This window comes from Arthrobacter sp. B6 (genome assembly GCF_001663775.1).
Taxonomy (GTDB): Bacteria; Actinomycetota; Actinomycetes; order Actinomycetales; family Micrococcaceae; genus Arthrobacter.
Window position 1 is genome coordinate 3,161,253 of sequence record NZ_KV467168.1, and the last position, 20,299, is coordinate 3,181,551.

Here is a 20,299-nt window from a genome sequence, read left to right on the forward strand (position 1 = left end):
CTTCAAGCTAATGCCAGCCTCCGGATCCCCTCCCGGAGGCTGGCATTGTGTTGCCCGTTGTGGGCAGAATGAAGCACGCGTTGACGCTGCCGTCGACGGACCGGCGAAACCAGCGGCGATGGCGCCGCGGAGGGACGTACAACATGACCAGACTTCTCATCATCGGTCCGCCCGGCTCCGGCAAAGGCACCCAGGCCGAGCACATCGCCCAGCATTTCAACATTCCTGCCGTCTCGACCGGGGAGATCTTCCGCGACAACGTCAACCGGGAAACGCAGCTGGGCAAGGAAGCCTCCAAATACCTGAACGACGGCCTTTTTGTGCCTGACCACCTGACCAACGCCCTGGTGAAGGACCGGCTGCTGGACGCCGACGTCCAGGCAGGTTTCCTGCTGGACGGCTACCCCCGGACGGCGCCGCAGGTTTCCGAACTGGATAACATGCTGGCCGCCCAGGACCAGCACGTGGACGCTGTCATCGAACTCCGGGCCCCTGATGCCGAACTGGAACAGCGGATGCTGAAGCGCGCCCAGGACCATGGCCGCAAGGACGACACAGTGGATGTATTCCGACGGAGGCTGGATCTCTACCATCGCGAAACGCATGAGGTAGTGTCCGTTTACGCAGGCCGTGGGCTGGTGGTCTCCGTTGACGGCAGCGGGAACCCCGGCGAAATCACCGCGGCGGCCATCGCCGCCGTCGAGAAGTTCCTCGCAACCTAGGACAGGAAGATCACCATGAGAATTGCAGTGACCGGCGGAAGCGGAAAGCTGGGGCGCCACGTCGTCCGCAGGCTCACGGCAGACGGGCACCAGGTGCTGAACCTGGACCGCGCCGGGGACAGAAGCCCGGGCCTGGCCATCGTGGACCTGCGCAACTACGGCCAGGTCCTCGATGTGCTGCTGGGGCTGGACGACAGGCACTCGGGCTTTGACGCTGTCGTCCACCTGGGCGCTATCCCCGCGCCGGGCATCCTCCCGGACGCCGCAACCTTCGAGAACAACATGCTCTCCACCTACAACGTCTTCCAGGCGGCCCGCCGGGCCGGCATCAAGAAGGTGGTGTACGCCTCCAGTGAGACGGTGTTGGGCCTGCCGTTCGACGTCGACCCTCCCTACATCCCCGTCGACGAGGAATATCCCGCGCGCCCGGAGAGCACCTACTCGCTGGTCAAACATCTTGAGGAGCAGATGGCCATCGAACTGACGCGGTGGGACCCGGACCTGAGCATCGCGGCCTTGCGGTTTTCCAACGTCATGGACGCCGAGGACTACGAACGTTTCCCCTCATTCGATTCGGACGCCATGCTGCGCAAGTGGAACCTGTGGGGCTACATCGATGGCCGCGACGGAGCCCAGGCCGTGGCCAGGGCCCTGGAAAACGGCAGGCCCGGCTTCGAAGCCTTCATCATCGCCAACGCGGACACCGTGATGAGCCGTTCCAGCGCCAGCCTCGCAAAAGAAGTGTTCCCGAATGTCGCGGTGACCAAGGAACTGGGGGAACACGAGACCATGCTCTCCATCGGCAAAGCGAGGAGGCTCCTGGGCTTCGAGCCGGAGCACAGTTGGCGGACCTACCACCCCAGCAGGACCACGCCCACGGAAGACTGACCGCTGCAGTGGCACCTGCTGTGGGCGTTTTCTTAGGAGAATCCCAACCGCGGACGTCATCACCGGCGCCGGAACCGGAACGCCGAACCGCCTGCTGTTCAGTGGGGGCACGGCCCTCGTTGTTGCTGCTCTGCTGGCGTCGGCCCCCACCGCTCCGGCGCCGACGGTTGCGGCCAAGTCACCCGGTGCAGATTCGACGGCGGTGGCGGCGGGCAGCAACGTCTCTGCCACCTTCAGCACCGCGGTTCAGGGCGTAGGCAGCGGAACGTTCGTTCTCAAGAGTCACGCCTGCGCCGCGACCTCGCCGGCAACCAGTTGGCCACCAAGACCTGGCAGTTCACCACCGGTTCTATCTGACAACCGAGCCCTGACGGCTTTGTCGGGGGACAGCAAAAGGAGGCCGACGGCGGCAGTCACCTGCCGCCGTCGGCCTCCCTTTTCTTTTGCGGCCTGCTACGTCGTGAAGCCTGCTTCACGAATTGGCAGAACCTCGTAGCCGTCCGTCTTGGCCACCATCTGCCGGCCATGGGTACCGTTGAACTTCAGCCACATCACTGACGAGTCCGCTGCTGCGGTCTCAACTTCGCCGGTGCGGATGACGCTCCCCCCAGAGCGCAGTTCCACCCAGCTGCCAATGAGCTGATGCCAGTCCTCGGTCGCCTCGTCCATGGTTCCGGCAGTCCTCAGGAAACGAGTTCGCGTGTCATTCCGAATGGAACCTGATCTGACAGGGCTGCGGTGTAGCGGCCGGGTCCAACCCGGGTAACGAGAATGCCCTGGGTGCCCGTCAGGAGGGCAACCTCCCGAAGGCGGCCGACAGCGGCATCGAGCTCTTCGTCGAGAAGGTAGCGGCTGGCGACCTCGATATCAATGCGGTCTATGGGGGTAGACATGGTGCTCCTTTGTTGTGTAGGTGCTGCGGAATTGATTGTGAGCGTTAACTATGCCCCGCGGGGCTTCCGATTGGGAAGCCGGAGGGTCCTGGCAGCGGTCGGCAGCCCCGGTTACTCGGGCTTGGCTGCGGTAACAGGGACGGGTCGGTCCTGTGACTGCACGGGGACGGTTGCCGGCGCCTTCGGTTCGCCCGTGGCCGGAGGCGAGCTCCTAAGCTTGAACCGCTTCCCGATGGTGCTTCCGCCGCCACCGGTGCGGTTTTTGTTGAAGATGTCGAAGCCCACGGCCAGCAGGAGGACCAAACCCTTGATGAGCTGCTGGTAGTCGGTGCCGAGGCCGAGGATTGACATGCCGTTATTCAGAACGCCCATGATGAGGCCGCCGATCATGGCTCCGGCTACGGTGCCGATGCCGCCCTGAACCGCGGCACCGCCGATGAAGGCCGCGGCGATGGAATCCAGTTCGAAGCCGGTTCCGCCTGCGGGCTGTGCCGAGTTCAGTCGGGCGGTGAACACCAGGCCGGCCAGGGCAGCCAGGACGCCCATGTTGACGAAGAGCCGGAAGGTGACGGCCTTGGTTTTCACGCCGGAGAGCTCTGCTGCGTGCAGGTTGCCGCCGATGGCGTAAATGTGGCGGCCGAAGACGCTGTTGTTCATGAGCGCCGTGTACACGATCACCAGGACGGCCAGCACGATCAGCACGATGGGTGTGCCCCGGTAGCTGGCGAGGAGGAACGTGATGGTCAGCATGAGCAGGGCAATGAAGGTGGTCTTGGTGGCGAACCACGCCATGGGTTCGTTCTCGAGGTCGAACTTCTTGCGGATACGGCGTTCCTTGAGCGCCTGGATGACCAGTGCCAGGGTGGCTCCCACCCCGAGGATGACGGTCAGCCATTCCAGTACGGATGTTCCCCCGGAGATGTCGGGGAGGAAGCCGCCGCCCAGTGCGCGCAGTTCGGACGGGAACGGGGTGATCTGCTGGTTCTTCAGGGTGATCAGGGTGAGGCCGCGGAAAATGAGCATGCCCGCCAGGGTGACGATGAACGCCGGGATGCCGACATAGGCGATCCAGTACCCTTGCCATGCCCCGACCAGGGCGCCCACCAGGAGGCAGGCAGGGATGGCCAGCCACCAGGCCCACCCCCAATGGACCATCATGACGCCGGCAACGGCGCCGATGAAGCCGGCGATCGATCCCACTGAGAGGTCGATGTGACCGGCGATAATCACCATCACCATGCCGATGGCGAGGATCAGGATGTAGCTGTTCTGGACCACCAGGTTGGTGACGTTCTGCGGCTGCAGCAGGATTCCGTCGGTGAGCACCTGGAACAGCAGGACGATCAGGATCAGGGCGACGAAGATGCCAACCTGGCGGAGGCGGCTTGTCAGGAAGCCGAGGGATTCTCGTAGGGCGGACATGGTCCTATTCCTTCTCTTTGGTCATGTAGTGCATGAGTTTTTCCTGGGATGCTTCGGCGATGGGCACCTCACCGGTGACGTGGCCGGCGGAAAGGGTGTAGATCCTGTCGCAAATGCCAAGGAGTTCGGGCAGCTCCGAGGAGATGACGATGACCGCCTTTCCTTCCGCCGCAAGCTTGGCAATGATCGTGTAGATCTCGAATTTGGCGCCGACGTCGATCCCGCGGGTGGGCTCATCGAGGATCAGCACGTCAGGGTCGGAAAACATCCATTTGCTGAGCACCACCTTCTGCTGGTTTCCGCCGGACAGTTTGCCGGTGATGGCCGCGACCGACGGTGCCTTGATGTTCATGCTCATGCGGTAGCCGTTGGCCACCACCGTTTCCCTGTTTTTGTCCACCCAGCCGCCCTTGACCAGCTTGCGAAGCGCAGCCATCGAGATGTTCCGCTGGATATCCTCAATGAGGTTCAGGCCGTAGTGCTTCCGGTCTTCGGTGGCGTAGGCGATACCGTGCCCGATCGCCTGGGACACCGTGGACGTGTTGATTTCCTTGCCGTACTTGTACACCGTGCCGGACATCGCCGTGCCGTAGGTGCGTCCGAAAACGCTCATGGCCAGCTCCGTCCGGCCGGCGCCCATCAGGCCGGCTAGACCTACCACTTCGCCCTTGCGGACGTTGAGGCTGGCGTTATGGACCACCATGCGGGTGTGGTCCTGGGGGTGCCGGACTGACCAGTCCTCGATCCGCAGGACTTCCTCGCCGATCCGCGGGTTTCGGTCCGGGTAGAGGCTTTCCAGGTCCCGGCCCACCATGCCTCGGATGATCCGTTCCTGCGTGATCTGGCCTTCATCCAGCCGCAGCGTCTCGATGGTTTTGCCGTCGCGGATGATGGTGACGGCGTCTGCGACCTTGCGGATCTCGTTGAGTTTATGGCTGATGATGATGCTGGTGATTCCCTGGCCCTTCAGATGCAGGATCAGGTCCAGGAGATGGCCGGAGTCCTCGTCGTTGAGCGCAGCCGTGGGCTCGTCCAGGATGAGGAGCTTGACTTCCTTCGAGAGCGCCTTGGCGATTTCCACCAGCTGCTGCTTGCCCACGCTGATGTGCTGGACGGGAGTAATGGGATTTTCGCTCAGACCAACCCGGGCCAAAAGCTTTGCGGCCTCCAAGTTGGTTTTTCGCCAGTCCACCCAGCCGTTTTTTGCCTGCTCGTTTCCGAGGTAGATGTTTTCGGCGATCGAGAGGTAGGGGCTCAGGGCGAGCTCCTGGTGGATGATGACAATGCCGCGCTTCTCGCTGTCATTGATGCTGGAGAAGTTGCAGGGTTCGTTTTCGAAGAGGATGTCCCCTTCGAAGGAGCTGTGCGGGTAAACGCCGGACAGGACTTTCATCAGGGTGGACTTGCCCGCCCCGTTCTCACCGCAAATGGCGTGGACTTCGCCGCGGTTTACGTCCAGGGTGACGTCCTGGAGGGCCTTAACGCCCGGAAAGGTTTTGGTGATTCCTCGCATTTGAAGAATGGGTGTGTTCATCGTCAATTCCCACTGACTGGTTGGAAAACTGGACAGGCCTGCGGCTGCAGGGGGCCTACGGGAAGGGGTTGCGGCCAGGCCCTGGGGCCGGCCGCAACCCCGCAAGAAGAGTTACTTGACGTCGGCGTCGGTGTAGTAGCCGGAGTCGATGAGTTCCTTCTTGTAGTTTTCCTTTGTGATGATCACGGACTGGAGCAGGTAGGCAGGAACCACCTTGACCTTGTTGTTGTAGGTTTTGGTGTCGTTGACCTCGGGCTCCTGGCCCTTCAGCAGGGCGTCGACCATCTTGACGGCCTGGGTACCCAGCTGGCGGGTGTCCTTGAAGATGGTGGAGTACTGCTCACCGGCGATGATGGACTTCACGGAGCCCTTCTCGGCGTCCTGGCCGGTGACGACCGGCAGGTCGCCCTTGGCATAGCCGCCGGTGCTGGTCAGTGCAGAGATGATTCCGATGGAGAGACCGTCATAAGGGGAGAGCACACCGTCAAGCTTGGTGCCGGAGCTGTAGGCAGCGGTGAGGATGTCCTCCATGCGCTTCTGGGCAACAGGGGCCTGCCAGCGCAGGATGGCCGCCTGCTCGAACTTGGTCTGGCCGCTGGGCACCTTGAGGGTTCCGTCGTCCATGTATGGCTTCAGGGTGTCCATGGCGCCGGTCCAGAAGAAGTTGGCGTTGTTGTCATCCGGGCTGCCGGCGAAAAGCTCAACATTGAACGGGCCCTTGCCTTCCACCTTCTTGCCGCTGGCATCAACCAGTCCCAGGCCTGTCAGCAGGGACGTTGCCTGCTGCACGCCCACGGTGTAGTTATCGAACGTGGTGTAGTAGTCCACGTCCTCGGTGCCGTTGATGAGTCGGTCATAGGCGATGACCTTGACGTTCGACTCCTTCGCCTTAGCGAGCACGTCGGTCAGGGTGGTGCCGTCGATGGCCGCAATGATGAGCGCCTTGGCGCCCTTGGTCAGCATGTTCTCGATCTGCGATACCTGGGTGGGGATATCGTCGTTGGCGAACTGCAGGTCAGTCTTGTAGCCCAGATCCTTCAGGGACTTTTCCACGTTTCCGCCGTCGGCGATCCAACGTTCGGATGTCTGGGTGGGCATGGAGATGCCCACCAGGGATTCGCTGGGATTCGCCGTGGCGTCGGGCGTGGTTGCTCCGCCGCGGGTGCCGCACCCTGTGGCACCCACAGTGACTGCGAGGACGACTGCTACGGCGCCCAGGAATTTCCTAATTCTCACGATTTCTCCTTCCGCGGAGGGTTATCCGCGAAGTGGTGCTGGGGCGGCAAGCATCTGCGCTTGCCGGTAATGCGATACGGGGTTGGATGCCATGGCGGGGGCCTTGGACATCACCAAGAGCTGCCAACAGGCAGGAACGAAGGTCAGTTGTTTGCCGGAGTGCAGTATATTGAGTTCCTGTTAGCGCTAACACAGTAGGTTACTCGCGAGTTAGATGTGAGTCAAATCACTTTTATTCCGGCCGTTTCCACGCGGAACTCCGAACGTCCATGGCGGACTCCGTTGATCTGTAGTTCCAGGGCGTGCATCCCGGGGTGGTGGACCCGGGTTGTCATGGGCCTGAAGGCGTGGCGCTTGGCCAGCGTCCTGGTCTCACCCGCGCCAAGCGTCAGGGCCGTGAGCTTGAAGACCTTCACGGACTGGCTGCCGTTCGCCTTCTGATAGTGGACCGCATAATCCACCGCAAGCCGCGCCTCGTCAGGGCCGGTGTTGGATAAATCGAACTCGAATGCCAGGTCGTCGGGCATGACCACCACCTGTCGGTCCAGCCGGAGCTCCGTAACAACGACCGACGCCGGTGCGAACCCCTGGAGTGCCAGCGCCCCCGGGTGACCCTTCTTGACCAGGGTCCTGAGGCCGTGCCTGACCACCCAGGCGGTGTTGGCGTCGGGCGCGGCCAGCCAGCCGGCCGCCGTCGCCACCACAACATCGGGCGCATGGCGGGCAAGGTCATTGAGGTGGTTTGCCACCGACCTCCGCACATAGTCTGAGGGATCCCGGTAGAGGGTATTGAGGATGGGGAGGGTGGCCTCCGGAAGCTGGACCAGGGCCGGGACCCGGACGGCCCAGGGGAGGTAGGCCCGCGTGCCCTCGCTCGCCAGGCGGCGGACATGCTCATCGGGGTGTCCCGTCCACTGCGAAATGGCCCGCAGGGCTGCCTCCGGATCGTGGGCGAGCAGGCGCCGGATGGCAAACTCGCCGGTCAGCCGAGGGGTCAGTTCGGCCAGGAGCGCCAGGCAGTCGTCGAAGTCCGGGGCGGCGCCCGATTCCAGCGCCAGGGTCACGGCCGCCTCGGAGACCGGCCAGAGGATCCAGCCGGTGAACCCTGGGTTGTCGAGGGCACGGCGGAAGATACCGGCAGCAGTGGTGTATCCGGCTCCCGGGAGCCGCCGGAGATCGTGAAGCAGGGCGCCGCAGACACGGTCTGTCCGTCCCCGCAGGCTGAGTTCGTTGAGTGTCGTCGCGGCGGCAGTGAGGTCAGGCCATTGCGAACCTGGTGCCGCGGTAGCCAGAATGTCGGCCAGCGCTTCAACGCCCTGCCTGTTGATCAGCTCGTTCATCGCACCCATTCCGTCAGGCTACCGCGAGACACGGCGCCGTGCGGACCGGGTGGAGGCCCTGCAGCCGGACCCTCCAGCCAAACGTGGGAGAACGGGGATAATCTTCACCTTAGGAAAGTCTTCACGGCTTAGGAAAGTCTTCACGGCGCAGGGACGGAATTCACACATGGCAGGACGGTCAGGGCAGGAAGAGTCCGGCAAGGCCACAAACTGGTGGCGCAGGTTCCATGACAAATTCGTCGTGGAAGAGCGCTACATGGAACCGGACGCACGTAAGAACCTCTATCGCTGGTCTGTGCTTCTGGCGGCAGCCGGTGCCATCCTTTTTGCGGCAACCCTGACGGGTGTCCTGCAAGGTGACGGGTTTGCGGCGGCGGATGACGAAGCGCGGAACTGGCTGCTCGCCGGCCGGTCGGAGCTGTACACCGTTGTGATGATCGTCCTGGCCGTGGTCTTCGGGCCCATAGCCCTGCCGATTATCGTCCTGGTGGTCATTCTCGTGTGGGGATTCGCGGCCAAGCACGCCTGGCGCCCCATGCTCCTCGCCGGTGCCATGATCACAGGCGTGGTGATCTCGCAGGTCATCCTGCACATCGTTAGGAGATCCCGCCCGCCCGTGGAGCTCATGCTGTTCGGCGCTGACCACACGTTCTCGTTCCCCTCCGGCCACGTCCTGGGCGCCTGCGACTTCCTTCTTGTGGGAGCCTTCCTGGTTTTCTCGCGGCACAAGAACACAAGGGCTGCGGTACTGGGCTTTGCGGCCGCCGGCGTCGGCATTGTCCTGGCGGCTCTCAGCAGGCTGTACCTGGGGTACCACTGGCTCAGTGACGCGCTGGCATCCCTTTCCCTCTCGCTGATCATCCTGGGTGCCGTCATTGCCCTGGACACGTGGCGCACCGCCCGGATCCCCGGCGAACGGATCACTGGCGAACTCTCCAAAGCCGACGCCCCGGGCGACTAGCCATGGCAACGGAAGCTGATGTCCGCAGGATGTGCCTGGCATTGCCCGGCGTTTCGGAGCGCAGCAGCTGGGGGCAGCCGGCCTGGTTCGCCAGGACGCTGATGGCTCGCATCTGGGAAGAGGGAGTACTGACGGTCAAAACCGACGAGCGGGACGCTTTGGCCGGAACGGAACCGGATACCTTTTTCTGGACACCGCACCATGCACGTTCGCCGCAGCTGGTGCTGGTCCGGCTGGACCGGATCGGTGCCGACGAGCTCGCGGAGCTGCTGGAGGAGTCTTACCGGCTGGCAGGCGGCCGCCGGCCCTGAGGCCCCGGTCCGTCTATGTTTCCGGGCGGGAACGCGCGCGTTTGAGGGCCAGATGCAACTTGGCGTTTGCCGCCTCCAGCTCCAGCACCTTGGCCACGCCGGCCAGGTTGAGTCCTTGTTCAAGCAGTTCCCCTATGCGCAGGAGGACGGCGATATCCGAGTCGCTGTACTGCCGTGTGCCGCCGGCTGTTCGGAGCGGCGTCAGCAGTCCCCGGGTTTCGTAGAGCCGGATGTTCTGCTGGCCGGTGCCCGCTAGCTGGGCCGCCACGGAGATAGCGTAAAGTGCCCGGCCGGCCCTGGGCTGCGGGGTGCGGCCGGCTGTCGGCTCTGTCATGTGTGCTCCAAAAATTTGGCTGATGAATCCCTTGCCTCAGTTTCCCACGAGTGCTATAAAAAATCTATATCCAACACCATAGATCACGTGGCGGATATAGACCAAGAACCAACAATTGCACGCTTAAGGAGTGGGAAATGATGTTGATGCGTACGGACCCGTTCCGGGAGCTGGACCGGCTCACCCAGCAGGTCTTTGGAACTGCGGCCCGGCCGGCGGCCATGCCAATGGACGCCTGGCAGGAGGACGGCGAATTCGTGGTGGCGTTCGACCTTCCGGGTGTGAACGTGGATTCCCTGGACCTGAACGTTGAACGGAACGTCCTGACGGTCCGGGCGGAGCGGCTTGACCCAACGCAGCCCAACGTGGAGCTCGTGGCCTCTGAGCGGCCCCGCGGTGTTTTCAGCCGCCAGCTGATCCTGGGTGACACCTTGGACACGGAGAAGATCAAGGCCAGCTACGATCAGGGCGTCCTGACGTTGCGGATCCCGGTGGCTGAGCAGGCGAAGCCGCGCAAGATCGAGATTGAAACCCAAGGCCAACTGCACGAGATCGGAAGCTAGTCCAACTCGGAAAGGCACGGCCATCCGTGCTGGGCGCGGGCAGGGACGGCCCTGCCCGCGCCCATGCCGATCGAAAGAAGCTGCGCGCATGGACACGGCGGACAAGGAGATACCGGAGAGGGACCCGGACCGGGTTAACCTGCCGGACCACTATGCAGCCCTGAAGGTTCAGGCTTCGGCCAGCCAGCAGGAAATCGCGCGCGCCTACCGTGCCCTGATGCGCAACCTCCATCCCGACGTCGACCATCCCGATGCCGACGCCGGAAGGCCCGCCGACAGCGTGGCACGCGAAGCGGCAATCGAGAGGGGCGCAGCCCAGAAGAATGAGCTGCTGCGCATCATGCAGGCCTTCGCCGTGCTGCGGGATCCACGCCGCCGGGCGGCTTACGACCAGAGCGTTGCCGAACTACAGGCGGTCTCCCGTCCCAGGAGGGGGCCGCAAAGCGTCCCCGTCCGGTACATCCGCCGCCACGAGAGCCGCCCCCGTCCCACGATCAGGATTACCCCGGTGCGCTGGGAAAGCGGACCGTGGGCATGACCCCCGCCCAATCCCCTAGGAGGAGCACCGCCATGAGTGAATGGCGCCGCTACGATTCACACCTGATGCCAGCTTTTCACGAGCGCTTCGAACAACGCTGGGGCAAGGGCACTGCCCCGTTCCTTGATCCTGAGGCGCATGAGGAACCTATGCCGCGTGCCCAGTGGATCAACCCGTCCACCGGTGCGGCGCTCGCGGTGGTGCCGGTGTGGACGGCGGACGAAGGCCAGCAGCGTTCCTTTGGTGTGTTCTACCTGCCTCCTGCCGGTGACATCTGGGTGCTCCGTCCTGGCTATACCGGCTACCTGGAACCGGCTGACGGCGACACTGAACCCCTCGTCACCCTTCGGAACGACGCCTACCGGAAGGCAGTAGCCCACGCTAAGGAATTCCTGTTCGGGTCACAGTGAGCCTGGAAATCCTGGCCCCGGGAAACCGGATGCAGCCGCCGTTTCGGGCCCGCTGCCCAGCAGGCTGCGGGTGAGGGCTTCGGCGTCGGCCATCAGATCCTCGACGGCGGCACTGAGGTGGGAGTCGGATACCGGCGCGTCTTCAAGCGCGGCCGCCACCACGGCGCGTCGGACCAGTTCACGGGCGAAGGACGCGGTGGTGCCTTCGGTCCGTTCGGCGGCGGACTGCAGCGCCTCCGGACTGAAGGACACCCGGCGGCTGTACAGGTCCAGCAGGCGGATCCTCTCCGCGGGTGCCGGGAGTGGAATTTCGACGGCGAGGTCAACCCGCCCCGGGCGCTGCGCGAGGGCCCGTTCCAGCATGTCCGGCCGGTTGGTGGTCAGGACAAAAGCGACGTCTGCATCATTGTCCAGGCCGTCCATGGCGTCCAGCACCTCAAACAGCAGGGGCTGCGGACCGTGCCCGAAGCTCCGGTCCTCCGCAATCAGGTCGCAGTCCTCAAGCACCACAATGGACGGCTGCAGCGCCCGGGCCATGCGGGCCGCGTCCGCGATCCGGGCGAGCGACCCGCCGGAGAGGAGGATCGCCGTCGACCCAACACTTTGGCTCAGCAGGTGACGTACGGTGTGCGTCTTGCCGGTGCCCGGCCTGCCGTAGAGCAGGATGCCGCGTTTGAGGTGCTGACCGTGGTCCTGCAGGAGGCCGCGGTGGGTGGCGATCCCCACTGTGTGGTCCGCCACCTTCTGCAGCAGCCCGGCAGGCAGGATGACGTCCGACGCCGGGAGGCTGGGCCGGTGGTGGAACGTCACGCCGGCGGCGCTGGGCCCGTATTCGGACATCACGAGGGAGATGATCTGGCCCTTGAGGACGCTGTTGCTGTCCATCCGCAGGCGGAACTCCGCGAGGAATGCAGTTGCGGCTTCCTGCCCCGCGGCGAGGACTTCCAAGGTTGCGCCCTGGCGCCCGAATTGGGGCTCAGCATCGCGCTGCAGGACCGCCAGGGGGTTGCCCGCGAAGCTGAAAAGCCAAAGGCCCAGCGCCACCGCCTGCCGATGGCTGTCCGGACCCACTGCGAGGTTTGCATAGTCCGGCTGGGCGAGCGGAAACTGCGGAAAGAGCTGCGACTGCTGGACCATGTCACTCAAGGACTGGTGGTGCCGCTGGCCGCCGCCGCCGATGCCCACCAGCCGGCCGGCAGCGTCCTGCCCAACCAGCTCCGCCATCACGATGTCCGCGTCGACAAACCGGTGCGGCGGGATGTTCTCCACCACGACCGAGAGCTCCGCGGCCGGCACCCCGAGATGCTCGGTCAGTGCTTGGAGCAGCTGTTTCCCGGGCTGCTCCCCATGGTTTCCGGACTGCGCCAACTGGACCAGCGCCGCAAAATCGTCGATGAACTTCCCCAGTTTTTCATCCATTCCCAGACCCTAGCAGGACGCGCCGGCCGCACGGCCCGAACTGCCGCCCGGGCCGTGCGTACGGACACACGGGCAAGCGCCGGGTTGACGCTCGTCAGCCGCCCGGCCGTGTGCCATCCTAAGGGGTACACTTCCGAACCCAGCTAAGGAGTTGGCACAAACGTGCATATCACCGCCAAGGACCTGGCAGCACTCATCCCGTCCGGGTTTACCCTTGGCGTGGCCACCGCGGCCTTCCAGATCGAGGGTGCCCTGGAGGAGGATGGCCGCGGACCAGCGGGATGGGATGTTTTCGCGTCCAAGCCGGGGGCGATAGTTGAGGACCATAGCCCTGCGATCTCCTGCGACCACTATCACCGTATGCCGCAGGACGTGGCCCTCATGAAGCAACTGGGGGTGGACTCGTACCGTTTCTCCCTGTCGTGGCCACGGATCCAGCCCACTGGCAGCGGAGCGGTGAACCGGGCGGGACTGGCTTTCTACGACCGTCTCCTTGACGAGCTGCTGGCCAGCGGGATTTCCCCCATGATCACCCTCTACCACTGGGATACGCCGAAGGCGCTGGACGACATCGGTGGCTGGATGAACCGGGACACCGCCTACCGCCTGGGTGAGTTTGCCGCAATCGCCGCGGATGTTTTCGGAGACCGCGTGGCCCGCTGGGCCACCATCAACGAACCTGCCACCGTAACCACCAACGGCTATACCCTTGGACTCCATTCACCGGGTGAGGCCCTTATGCTCAACGCCTTCCCCACGGTGCACCACCAGCTGCTTGGCCACGGCCTCGCAGTACAGGCGCTGCGGGCCGCCGGAGTCCCGGGGGAAATCGGCATGACCAACGTCTACTCGCCGATGGTGCCCAACTCGATCAACCCCCTGGACAGGATCAGCGCCGGGCTGATGGACCTTGCCCAGAACCGGCTGTACGCGGACCCCGTCCTCATCGGCAAGTACCCGGACCTCATCCGCGCCGCGAAGTTCTTCAGCTCCTTCGACCACCCCGACGAGGACATGGAGATCATCTCCCAGCCGCTGGACTTCTACGGGCTGAACTACTACATGCCCACCAAGGTGGCCGTCGGACCCGGACAGGGCGCCGTTCCGGCGAGCATGGCGGAGGCCATGGGCAGCGACCTGAGCGCGATGGGCAACGGCGGCACCCCCTTCCACGTGGAAACGTGGCCGGAAGCGGACATCACCTCCTACGGTTGGCCCGTCAAGCCTGAATACATGCGCGTTGCGCTGAAGGAAATGGCCGAGCGCTACCCGAACCTGCCGCCGGTGATCATCACCGAGGGCGGGGCGAGCTTCGAGGACATCATCGTCCGGGACAAGTCCACCAACACGAAGTTCATCCCGGATGAAAGGCGCCTCAAATACCTCTCGGACCACATGGAAGCGGCGCTAAGGGCCACGGCCCCGGGCGGTGAAGCGGAAACGGTGGACCTCCGCGGCTACTACGTCTGGTCGCTGATGGACAACTTCGAGTGGTCCGCCGGCTACAACCAGCCGTTCGGCCTGCTCCACGTGGATTTCGAGACCTTGGAGCGGACCCCCAAGGCGTCCTACTTCTGGTTCCAGGAGCTCCTCGAAGAACGGAACCTGGTGGCCGCGGCTGCCACCGCCGTCGCGCAGGCCGCCAGCCCGGAACTCGCCGTTACGGAGGAGAACGACGACGACGTGACCACGCTGGGTGCCACCGCCTAGCTTTGGGGCCTAGAGGAGGTCCAGGGACCTGAGCTGCTTGGCCATGCCCGCGCCATCGGTGGAGTAGATCCACGGCACGGCGGAAGCGCTGTGGTCGCCGTCCTCGGAGTGACCGCCGGCGAAGACGGCCTCGCTGACGGAAAGCTGCCGGATGGCTATGGCAGCTACCTTGTCCGGGTGCTCCTGGGCGAAGCCTGAGTAAATCTGTTCATCGTGCTGGCCGTTGTCACCGATCAGGAGCCAGCGCATGTCCGGGAACTCCTTGGCGAGGCGTTCGAGGTTGCGGTGCTTATGCTCCTGGCCGCTGCGGAACCACCTGTCCTGGGTCAGTCCCCAGTCCGTGAGCAGCAGCGCGCCTGAGGGGTACATGTTGCGGCCCAGGAAACGGGCCAGGGTGGGTGCCGCGTTCCATGGGCCGGTGGACAGGTAGATCACCGGGGCATCCGGATGCTCCACGGTGAGCCGGTCCAGGAGGACCGACATGCCGGGCGTGGCCATGCGGGCTCTCTCGCTCAACACAAAGGTGTTCCACAGCGCGAGGAACGGGCGGGGGAGTGCCGTGACCATCACGGTGTCGTCAATATCGGAAACGATGCCAAACTTCGTGTCCGGTGCGATCACCTGGATGAGCGTTTCCACCGGCTCTGTGTCTTCAGCCCGCAGGACAGCCGTGTGCCAGCCGGGGGACAGCCGGACGTCCACCACCGTGTCGATCAGGCCGCCCCGGTCCGCCTTCACCTGGGTGACCACGTCTCCGATGGTGACCTCAACGTCCGTGAACTGCACTGGAACGCTGGTGAACGCCCTCCAGCCCCGTACATTCTGCGTGCCGTTCCGGGCTGCGTGTTCGGCGCGGCTCCCGGGTGCGGGATCCTGGGTGAGCAGCACGCGGCCCAATACCCGGACCCACTCGGTGGACCCGTAGCCCTGGTATGCGATGGTCTTTGGCACGAACTTCCAGCGCCTTGCCAGCTGCAGGCGTACGCCGTTCACGCTGTCCGAAAGCCGGTGGGCAAGCCTGAAAGCGCGTTTGCCGGCCAATGATGTCTTCTGCGGAGCACTGTCCATGCCTCCACTCTGCCACAGGCGCCGCAGCGATCCCCCCGCATGACCTCAGCCGGCGCCGAGCATCCAGCGTAGGGTGTCAGCGTTCCGCACGGCGTTTCCGCCGCCGTCGTTGTTGAAATAGACAAACACGTCCCGCCCGTCGGCGTCCCATTCCCGGATGCGGTCGGCCCACCAGGCCAGGTCAGCGTCCGAGTACGAGCCGCCGTAGAGGTGCTGGTGGTCGGGCCCGTGCATCCGGACATACACAAAGGGTGCCGTTGCCCGGAGGATGCACGGCAGGTTGGCGCCGCTCATGATGCAATAGGCGGCTTCGTGCCGCTCCAACAGTGCATAGATGTCCGGGTGGTCCCAGCTCGGGTGCCGGAACTCCACCGTCACCCGGATCCACCACGGCACGGCGGAGAGGAAATACGCCAGCCGGGCGTCATCCCTTGCCTGCTGCGGCGGGAGCTGGACCAGCAGGACCGCGCGTTTGTCTCCGAGTTCATGCCAGCACCTGGCGATCCGCTCCAGCCAGACTTCCGGTGCATAGAGCTTCTTGCCGTGCGTCAGCCCGCGGGGGGCCTTGACGGACATTGCGAAGCCGTCCGGAAGCCGGCGCCGCCAGCTTGCGAAGGAGGTGTCCCGGGGCCAGCGGTAGAAACTCGCGTTAAGTTCAACCGTGCTGAACCGGGAAACATAGTGCTGAAGTCTGTCGCGGGCGGGCAGGCCGGGTGGGTACAGGACATTTTCCCAGTGGTCATAGCTCCAGCCGGACGTTCCAATACGGAGGGTCATATCAGCTGAAATGTGTCTTCAGCGTGCCGCCGCCTGCCGACTCCACAATGGCAAGGGCCACATCGCGGAGTTTCACGTTCCGCGTGTTGGAGGCGGATCTGATGAGGTCCATCGCCTCGTCCTGGGTGCAGCGGTTCTGCCCAATGATGATTCCCACGGCGGTATCGATGACAGTGCGCGACTCCAGTGCTGCCTTCAGGTTGGCCGCAGCGTCCGAGTGCTGGGCCAGCCGGACGGCCAGGCGCATTCCCTTGGAAGCCTGGGACACATAGCTGATGGCATGCTCAACAGCGTTGGAGTCGAATGCGTGGGGGCGGTCCGAGTACAGGTTAAGTCCCGCCCTGGCGTCGTCCCCGGAAAGCTCGAACGGGACACCGAGGACAGATCTGATGCCGTGGTTCAGCACTGTGGCGGCATATTCCGGCCACAGGGTTTCCGTCGTGAAGTCCCTGATGTGCACAAGCACCCCTTCCCTTGCGCACTGCAGGCACGGCCCGTCGCCGTACTCGTACTGCAGTTCGTCGAGGAGGCGTGCCCTCTCCCCGCTGCTGGCAACGGTGGCTGCTGTCCGGTGGCGGAGCAAGGTGATCCCGCAAAGCACTTCGCCCCTCGGGCCGGAGAGGTTCTCAGCAGAATACGTTGCGAGTTCATTGAGGAAGTCCTCCACGTCCTGTGTGTCCAGGAGGAGATCCTGTATTTTGTCGATGACCAGGCTGGGGGTGGACGGCTGTTCCAAGGGTTCCTCCCGTGTTGCCGGCCGGATCCCGGGGACCTGGCCTGCTGGCGGCCACCCACTCGTGGCCGCGGGCAGCTGCTTTACCCTGATTTCAGGCTACACCCCTTGAACCTTCAGGCTTCGGGATACGTGTGGCAGTGTATGGGCATGGCGCGAATTGAAGATTATGCGGTAGTCGGAGACCTTCACACCGGAGCGCTGGTGAGCTCTGCCGGTTCCATCGACTGGCTGTGCCTGCCCCGGTTCGATTCCCCCGCCTGCTTCAATGCGCTGCTGGATACACCGGACGCCGGCCGGTGGCTGGTGGCTCCGGAGACCGGCGGGACCTGCACGCGGCGCCACTATCGCGACGGGACACTTGTCCTGGAAACCGAGTGGGAAACCCCGGACGGGACGGTCCGCGTGATTGATTTCATGCCGCCCCGCGACGAGGTGGCGGACATCGTGCGCATTGTGGAGGGCGTCAGCGGAAACGTCAGGATGCACAGTGAGCTGGCGCTGCGGTTCGATTACGGCCACATTGTGCCCTGGGTCCGGAAGGACGAACACGGCATCCATGCGATCGCCGGCCCCGACGCCGTCTATTTTGTGACCGAAGTGCCGCTGCATGGCGAGAACATGCACACGGTCTGCGACTTCACAGTCAGTGCGGGCGAGCGCATTCCGTTTGTGTTGATGTGGGCCCCGAGCCATGTGCCCAGGCCTGCCGCCGTGGATGCCGAAACAGTGCTGCGCACCACCACCGCCTACTGGCGGGGCTGGACCAGCCAGTGCACGGGGGTCGGGAAGTATCGGGACGCGGTGGTGCGCTCGCTGGTGACGCTCAAAGCGCTGACGTATGCGCCCACTGGAGGCATTGTCGCCGCGGTTACCACCTCGCTGCCGGAACAGCTGGGCGGGCCCCGCAACTGGGACTACCGCTACTGCTGGCTGCGGGACGCGGCCATGACGCTGCAGGCCCTGCTGGCAGCGGGGTACACGGCGGAAGCCGCCGCCTGGCGGGACTGGCTGTTGCGGGCCGTTGCCGGCGACCCCGCGGACTTGCAGATCATGTACGGAATCCACGGTGAGCGCAGGCTTCCGGAAATGGAGCTGCCCTGGCTGGCCGGCTATGAAGGTTCAAGGCCGGTGCGGATCGGCAATGGCGCAGCCGAGCAACTCCAGCTGGACGTCTGGGGCGAGGTGCTGGATTGCCTGTCACTCACGAGGAACTCCCTGTTGAAGCACACTGACGAGGCCTGGGATGTCCAGGTGGCCCTGATGCAGCACCTGGAGACCATCTGGGACCAGCCGGACAACGGACTCTGGGAAATGCGCGGCCCCCGCCGCCACTTCACCCATTCGAAAGTCATGGCCTGGGTGGCCGCAGACCGGATGGTGAAGGGCGTCCGCGAGTCCGGCCTGCCCGGTCCGGCGGACCGGTGGGAGACTCTGCGTGACACCATCCACCGGGACGTTATGGCCAACGGCTTCGACGCAGAACGCAACACCTTCACGCAGTCCTACGGCCGCCCGGAACTCGATGCCAGCCTCCTGCTCATCCCGCGCGTGGGGTTCCTGCCGCCGGACGATCCCCGGGTGGTGGGCACCATCGACGCGATCCTGAACGAGCTGACCGAAGACGGGTTTGTGCTCCGGTACCGCCCGGCCCAGAGCGACGACGGGCTCCCCGGGGACGAGGGGGTGTTCCTTGCGTGTTCGTTCTGGATGGTGGAGGCGCTCTTAGGGTCCGGCCGCCGTCGGGAGGCCACCGAGCTCTTTGAGCGGCTGCTCGAACTCAGGAACGATGTGGGCCTGCTGAGCGAGGAGTGGGCGGTCAGGGCGGCGCGGCAGCTGGGGAATACTCCCCAGGCGTTCAGCCACTTCGGGCTTGTGACTAGCGCGTTGGAGCTGCATCAGGATACGGTACGCCGAAGTGACACGCCCATACCCCCGGAGACGGAGAATGCGGCGTGAATGCTGGCAATGGGGGACTGCAGCACTTTTCCCCGACGGAATCAGTAAGTAGACTTACTAACACTTCATAGCGCGCTTCCAAAAGAGCACAGCGCCGTGACTGACGGAGGGGTGATTGGAATGGCCGGTTATTTTGAACTGGTAGACGCGCCGGACGGTGGCTACAGGGTCAGGATGTTGGATGGAGCGGGGGACCTGATGGCGATTTCGGTGACTTTTCCCACCAAACGCGCCGCGGTGGCCGGTGTGGCCATGGCGCGTGAAATCGCCGGGACCGGACTGATCCGGGATCGGAGCCGCGACGGCGCGGGCACGCTGATTCGTGAACGCGTGCGGCCGGTGACCTCAGCAAGGGACGATGCTGCGCCGCGGACCAAGAGGCTTTCCGGGACAACGCGGGCCGCAGCCGGCTGATGGACCCCCAGCACCTGGGCCCGGCGGCCGCAAGCGCCCGCCGTCGGGGCGTCCTTTTTGACATGGACGGAACCCTGGTGGACTCCTCGTACTTCCATACGCTGGCATGGTGGCAGGCGTTCCGGCAGCAGGGCCATGACGTGCCTATGGCCTCAATTCACCATTACGTGGGCATGGGCGGTGACCGGTTGGTCAACAGCCTCCTTCCGGAGGGCAGGGACAAAAATGCCGACGCCGAGATCCTGGCCAGCCACGCCGCCCTCTATGCGTCGAACTGGCCCGCACTGCGTGCCTTTGACGGTGCCAGGGACCTTTTGGCGCAGTGCCACGCCGGGGGCCTGGCGGTTGCCCTCGCGTCGTCGGCCCGAACGCAGGACCTGCTGGCCACCCGCAAGGCCCTTGGCGCGGACGCCCACATCCACGCGGCGACCAGCGCCAATGACGCGAAGGAAAGCAAGCCGGCCCCGGACATCCTGGTCGCCGCGCTGGAGGCCGTGAACGTCAGTCCCGCCGACGCTGTGTATGTGGGTGATGCGGTGTGGGACATGCAGGCCGCGGCCGCCCTCGGCATACCCGCCATTGCCCTCACCTGCGGCGGAACCAGTGCCGCCGAACTCAGGGATGCCGGCGCGGTTCAGGTCTACGCGGGCCCGCGTGATCTCCTGGAAAACCTGCAGGACAGTGCGATCGGCGCCCTGCTTGCCGCGTCCCCACCGCTGGGTTAGCCCGTTGCCGGTGGATCAGGCTGCCGGCGTGCCCCCGACAGCTCCGGCGTTATCGGCAACTGCCGGCTTGGCCCAGGACACAACGACTTTGACGGAGCCGTCGTCGTTGCGTTCCACGTCAGTCATTACTTCGCTCACGGCGGCGCCCATCGCCAGGATTTTTGCGCGGTATGTGGTGACCAGTTCCTCCAGGCTGGATTCGGTCCATTCCCCGGGGCGCATACGGGTGGAGATCTCAACAGGTTCCGGCTGGTACAGCGACATGACGGTCCTTTCCCGCCTCGTGCATTTGATGCAGATGGCCTGTGCTTCCTACGCTATGAGGCTTGCCCGCCGACCACA

Annotated in this window: 23 protein-coding genes; 11 read left to right on the forward strand and 12 right to left on the reverse strand. The window is 64.5% G+C overall.

The features are described from left to right. The first annotated feature begins 143 nt into the window (after window positions 1-143). On the forward strand, window positions 144-722 hold the full coding sequence (locus AU175_RS14020; protein WP_066289995.1) for an adenylate kinase: 579 nt from the start codon (window positions 144-146) through the stop codon (window positions 720-722). Window positions 723-737: 15 nt separating this feature from the next. Beyond that, complete coding sequence (locus AU175_RS14025; RefSeq protein WP_066289996.1) at window positions 738-1,610, forward strand: NAD-dependent epimerase/dehydratase family protein; 873 nt, start codon at window positions 738-740, stop codon at window positions 1,608-1,610. 453 nt (window positions 1,611-2,063) lie between these two features. Here the strand turns inward: AU175_RS14025 and AU175_RS14030 are convergent, their stop codons facing one another. The 6 genes from AU175_RS14030 to AU175_RS14055 form a co-directional block, all read right to left on the reverse strand. Continuing rightward, window positions 2,064-2,279 (reverse strand): hypothetical protein, encoded by a 216-nt coding sequence (locus AU175_RS14030; protein WP_066289998.1) that lies wholly within the window; start codon window positions 2,277-2,279, stop codon window positions 2,064-2,066. A gap of 14 nt (window positions 2,280-2,293) precedes the next feature. Next, entirely contained in the window at window positions 2,294-2,503 is a 210-nt protein-coding gene (locus AU175_RS14035; protein ID WP_066290007.1) for a hypothetical protein, read from the reverse strand. A gap of 111 nt (window positions 2,504-2,614) precedes the next feature. Further along, window positions 2,615-3,925 (reverse strand): multiple monosaccharide ABC transporter permease, encoded by a 1,311-nt coding sequence (gene mmsB / locus AU175_RS14040; RefSeq protein WP_066290009.1) that lies wholly within the window; start codon window positions 3,923-3,925, stop codon window positions 2,615-2,617. Between the two features lie 4 nt (window positions 3,926-3,929). Then, window positions 3,930-5,459 carry a multiple monosaccharide ABC transporter ATP-binding protein gene (gene mmsA, locus AU175_RS14045; protein ID WP_066290011.1) on the reverse strand — a complete coding sequence of 510 codons (1,530 nt, stop codon included), beginning with the start codon at window positions 5,457-5,459 and terminating at the stop codon, window positions 3,930-3,932. A 111-nt stretch (window positions 5,460-5,570) separates the two neighbouring features. Then, the gene (gene chvE / locus AU175_RS14050; RefSeq protein WP_197497112.1) at window positions 5,571-6,695 is read right to left on the reverse strand and encodes a multiple monosaccharide ABC transporter substrate-binding protein; all 1,125 of its coding nucleotides are present in this window, start codon (window positions 6,693-6,695) and stop codon (window positions 5,571-5,573) included. Between the two features lie 221 nt (window positions 6,696-6,916). Beyond that, window positions 6,917-8,044 (reverse strand): DNA alkylation repair protein, encoded by a 1,128-nt coding sequence (locus tag AU175_RS14055; RefSeq protein ID WP_066290015.1) that lies wholly within the window; start codon window positions 8,042-8,044, stop codon window positions 6,917-6,919. 157 nt (window positions 8,045-8,201) lie between these two features. Between AU175_RS14055 and AU175_RS14060 the strand changes: the two genes are divergently transcribed. Further along, window positions 8,202-8,996 (forward strand): phosphatase PAP2 family protein, encoded by a 795-nt coding sequence (locus AU175_RS14060; protein WP_066290017.1) that lies wholly within the window; start codon window positions 8,202-8,204, stop codon window positions 8,994-8,996. 2 nt (window positions 8,997-8,998) lie between these two features. Then, complete coding sequence (locus AU175_RS14065) at window positions 8,999-9,307, forward strand: MmcQ/YjbR family DNA-binding protein (RefSeq protein ID WP_066290019.1); 309 nt, start codon at window positions 8,999-9,001, stop codon at window positions 9,305-9,307. Window positions 9,308-9,320: 13 nt separating this feature from the next. On the opposite strand, the gene AU175_RS14070 is transcribed toward AU175_RS14065, so the two are convergent. Continuing rightward, window positions 9,321-9,641: a MerR family transcriptional regulator gene (locus AU175_RS14070; protein WP_066290022.1), complete on the reverse strand. Its 321-nt coding sequence runs from the start codon at window positions 9,639-9,641 to the stop codon at window positions 9,321-9,323. A gap of 140 nt (window positions 9,642-9,781) precedes the next feature. On the opposite strand from AU175_RS14070, the gene AU175_RS14075 reads away from it, so the two are divergent. The 3 genes from AU175_RS14075 (at window position 9,782) to AU175_RS14085 (ending at window position 11,152) form a co-directional block, all read left to right on the forward strand. Next, the gene (locus AU175_RS14075) at window positions 9,782-10,204 is read left to right on the forward strand and encodes an Hsp20/alpha crystallin family protein (RefSeq protein ID WP_066291140.1); all 423 of its coding nucleotides are present in this window, start codon (window positions 9,782-9,784) and stop codon (window positions 10,202-10,204) included. An 88-nt stretch (window positions 10,205-10,292) separates the two neighbouring features. Further along, entirely contained in the window at window positions 10,293-10,742 is a 450-nt protein-coding gene (locus tag AU175_RS14080; RefSeq protein WP_066290023.1) for a DnaJ domain-containing protein, read from the forward strand. A gap of 32 nt (window positions 10,743-10,774) precedes the next feature. After that, window positions 10,775-11,152: a hypothetical protein gene (locus AU175_RS14085; protein ID WP_066290027.1), complete on the forward strand. Its 378-nt coding sequence runs from the start codon at window positions 10,775-10,777 to the stop codon at window positions 11,150-11,152. Here the strand turns inward: AU175_RS14085 and AU175_RS14090 are convergent. Then, window positions 11,144-12,571, reverse strand: coding sequence for an AAA family ATPase (locus tag AU175_RS14090; protein WP_066290030.1), 1,428 nt, complete (start codon window positions 12,569-12,571; stop codon window positions 11,144-11,146). The two genes, AU175_RS14085 and AU175_RS14090, sit on opposite strands and share 9 nt — an antisense overlap. 162 nt (window positions 12,572-12,733) lie before the next feature. Here AU175_RS14090 and AU175_RS14095 point away from each other — a divergent pair, with 162 nt between their 5' ends. Beyond that, complete coding sequence (locus AU175_RS14095; protein ID WP_066290033.1) at window positions 12,734-14,281, forward strand: glycoside hydrolase family 1 protein; 1,548 nt, start codon at window positions 12,734-12,736, stop codon at window positions 14,279-14,281. Window positions 14,282-14,290: 9 nt separating this feature from the next. Here AU175_RS14095 and AU175_RS14100 read toward each other — a convergent pair whose 3' ends face one another. The 3 genes from AU175_RS14100 to AU175_RS14110 are packed head-to-tail and all read right to left on the reverse strand — an operon-like array spanning window position 14,291 to window position 16,862. Further along, the gene (locus tag AU175_RS14100) at window positions 14,291-15,349 is read right to left on the reverse strand and encodes an App1 family protein (RefSeq protein WP_066290035.1); all 1,059 of its coding nucleotides are present in this window, start codon (window positions 15,347-15,349) and stop codon (window positions 14,291-14,293) included. 45 nt (window positions 15,350-15,394) lie between these two features. Beyond that, entirely contained in the window at window positions 15,395-16,126 is a 732-nt protein-coding gene (locus AU175_RS14105; RefSeq protein ID WP_066290036.1) for a DUF72 domain-containing protein, read from the reverse strand. A 1-nt stretch (window position 16,127) separates the two neighbouring features. Then, window positions 16,128-16,862, reverse strand: coding sequence for a GAF and ANTAR domain-containing protein (locus tag AU175_RS14110; RefSeq protein WP_082979164.1), 735 nt, complete (start codon window positions 16,860-16,862; stop codon window positions 16,128-16,130). A 147-nt stretch (window positions 16,863-17,009) separates the two neighbouring features. Between AU175_RS14110 and AU175_RS14115 the strand changes: the two genes are divergently transcribed. The 3 genes from AU175_RS14115 to AU175_RS14125 all read left to right on the forward strand — a co-directional run bounded on the left by AU175_RS14115 (window position 17,010) and on the right by AU175_RS14125 (window position 19,957). Next, on the forward strand, window positions 17,010-18,818 hold the full coding sequence (locus AU175_RS14115) for a glycoside hydrolase family 15 protein (RefSeq protein WP_066291142.1): 1,809 nt from the start codon (window positions 17,010-17,012) through the stop codon (window positions 18,816-18,818). A gap of 120 nt (window positions 18,819-18,938) precedes the next feature. Next, on the forward strand, window positions 18,939-19,232 hold the full coding sequence (locus AU175_RS14120) for a hypothetical protein (protein WP_066290038.1): 294 nt from the start codon (window positions 18,939-18,941) through the stop codon (window positions 19,230-19,232). Then, entirely contained in the window at window positions 19,232-19,957 is a 726-nt protein-coding gene (locus AU175_RS14125; protein ID WP_066290040.1) for an HAD family hydrolase, read from the forward strand. The genes AU175_RS14120 and AU175_RS14125 overlap by 1 nt, the downstream gene beginning before the upstream one ends. 15 nt (window positions 19,958-19,972) lie before the next feature. Here AU175_RS14125 and AU175_RS14130 read toward each other — a convergent pair whose 3' ends face one another. Continuing rightward, on the reverse strand, window positions 19,973-20,221 hold the full coding sequence (locus AU175_RS14130) for a hypothetical protein (protein WP_066290041.1): 249 nt from the start codon (window positions 20,219-20,221) through the stop codon (window positions 19,973-19,975). Window positions 20,222-20,299: the final 78 nt, after the last annotated feature.

What these genes read in the sequence shown, in the direction of transcription:
- AU175_RS14020 (WP_066289995.1), top strand. Translation starts at nt 144, where the DNA reads ATGACCAGACTTCTCATCATCGGTCCGCCCGGCTCCGGCAAAGGCACC.
- AU175_RS14025 (WP_066289996.1), top strand. Translation starts at nt 738, where the DNA reads ATGAGAATTGCAGTGACCGGCGGAAGCGGAAAGCTGGGGCGCCACGTC.
- AU175_RS14030 (WP_066289998.1), bottom strand. Translation starts at nt 2,279, where the DNA reads ATGGACGAGGCGACCGAGGACTGGCATCAGCTCATTGGCAGCTGGGTG.
- AU175_RS14035 (WP_066290007.1), bottom strand. Translation starts at nt 2,503, where the DNA reads ATGTCTACCCCCATAGACCGCATTGATATCGAGGTCGCCAGCCGCTAC.
- mmsB (WP_066290009.1), bottom strand. Translation starts at nt 3,925, where the DNA reads ATGTCCGCCCTACGAGAATCCCTCGGCTTCCTGACAAGCCGCCTCCGC.
- mmsA (WP_066290011.1), bottom strand. Translation starts at nt 5,459, where the DNA reads ATGAACACACCCATTCTTCAAATGCGAGGAATCACCAAAACCTTTCCG.
- AU175_RS14055 (WP_066290015.1), bottom strand. Translation starts at nt 8,044, where the DNA reads ATGGGTGCGATGAACGAGCTGATCAACAGGCAGGGCGTTGAAGCGCTG.
- AU175_RS14060 (WP_066290017.1), top strand. Translation starts at nt 8,202, where the DNA reads ATGGCAGGACGGTCAGGGCAGGAAGAGTCCGGCAAGGCCACAAACTGG.
- AU175_RS14065 (WP_066290019.1), top strand. Translation starts at nt 8,999, where the DNA reads ATGGCAACGGAAGCTGATGTCCGCAGGATGTGCCTGGCATTGCCCGGC.
- AU175_RS14070 (WP_066290022.1), bottom strand. Translation starts at nt 9,641, where the DNA reads ATGACAGAGCCGACAGCCGGCCGCACCCCGCAGCCCAGGGCCGGCCGG.
- AU175_RS14075 (WP_066291140.1), top strand. Translation starts at nt 9,782, where the DNA reads ATGTTGATGCGTACGGACCCGTTCCGGGAGCTGGACCGGCTCACCCAG.
- AU175_RS14080 (WP_066290023.1), top strand. Translation starts at nt 10,293, where the DNA reads ATGGACACGGCGGACAAGGAGATACCGGAGAGGGACCCGGACCGGGTT.
- AU175_RS14085 (WP_066290027.1), top strand. Translation starts at nt 10,775, where the DNA reads ATGAGTGAATGGCGCCGCTACGATTCACACCTGATGCCAGCTTTTCAC.
- AU175_RS14090 (WP_066290030.1), bottom strand. Translation starts at nt 12,571, where the DNA reads ATGGATGAAAAACTGGGGAAGTTCATCGACGATTTTGCGGCGCTGGTC.
- AU175_RS14100 (WP_066290035.1), bottom strand. Translation starts at nt 15,349, where the DNA reads ATGGACAGTGCTCCGCAGAAGACATCATTGGCCGGCAAACGCGCTTTC.
- AU175_RS14105 (WP_066290036.1), bottom strand. Translation starts at nt 16,126, where the DNA reads ATGACCCTCCGTATTGGAACGTCCGGCTGGAGCTATGACCACTGGGAA.
- AU175_RS14115 (WP_066291142.1), top strand. Translation starts at nt 17,010, where the DNA reads ATGGCGCGAATTGAAGATTATGCGGTAGTCGGAGACCTTCACACCGGA.
- AU175_RS14120 (WP_066290038.1), top strand. Translation starts at nt 18,939, where the DNA reads ATGGCCGGTTATTTTGAACTGGTAGACGCGCCGGACGGTGGCTACAGG.
- AU175_RS14125 (WP_066290040.1), top strand. Translation starts at nt 19,232, where the DNA reads ATGGACCCCCAGCACCTGGGCCCGGCGGCCGCAAGCGCCCGCCGTCGG.
- AU175_RS14130 (WP_066290041.1), bottom strand. Translation starts at nt 20,221, where the DNA reads ATGTCGCTGTACCAGCCGGAACCTGTTGAGATCTCCACCCGTATGCGC.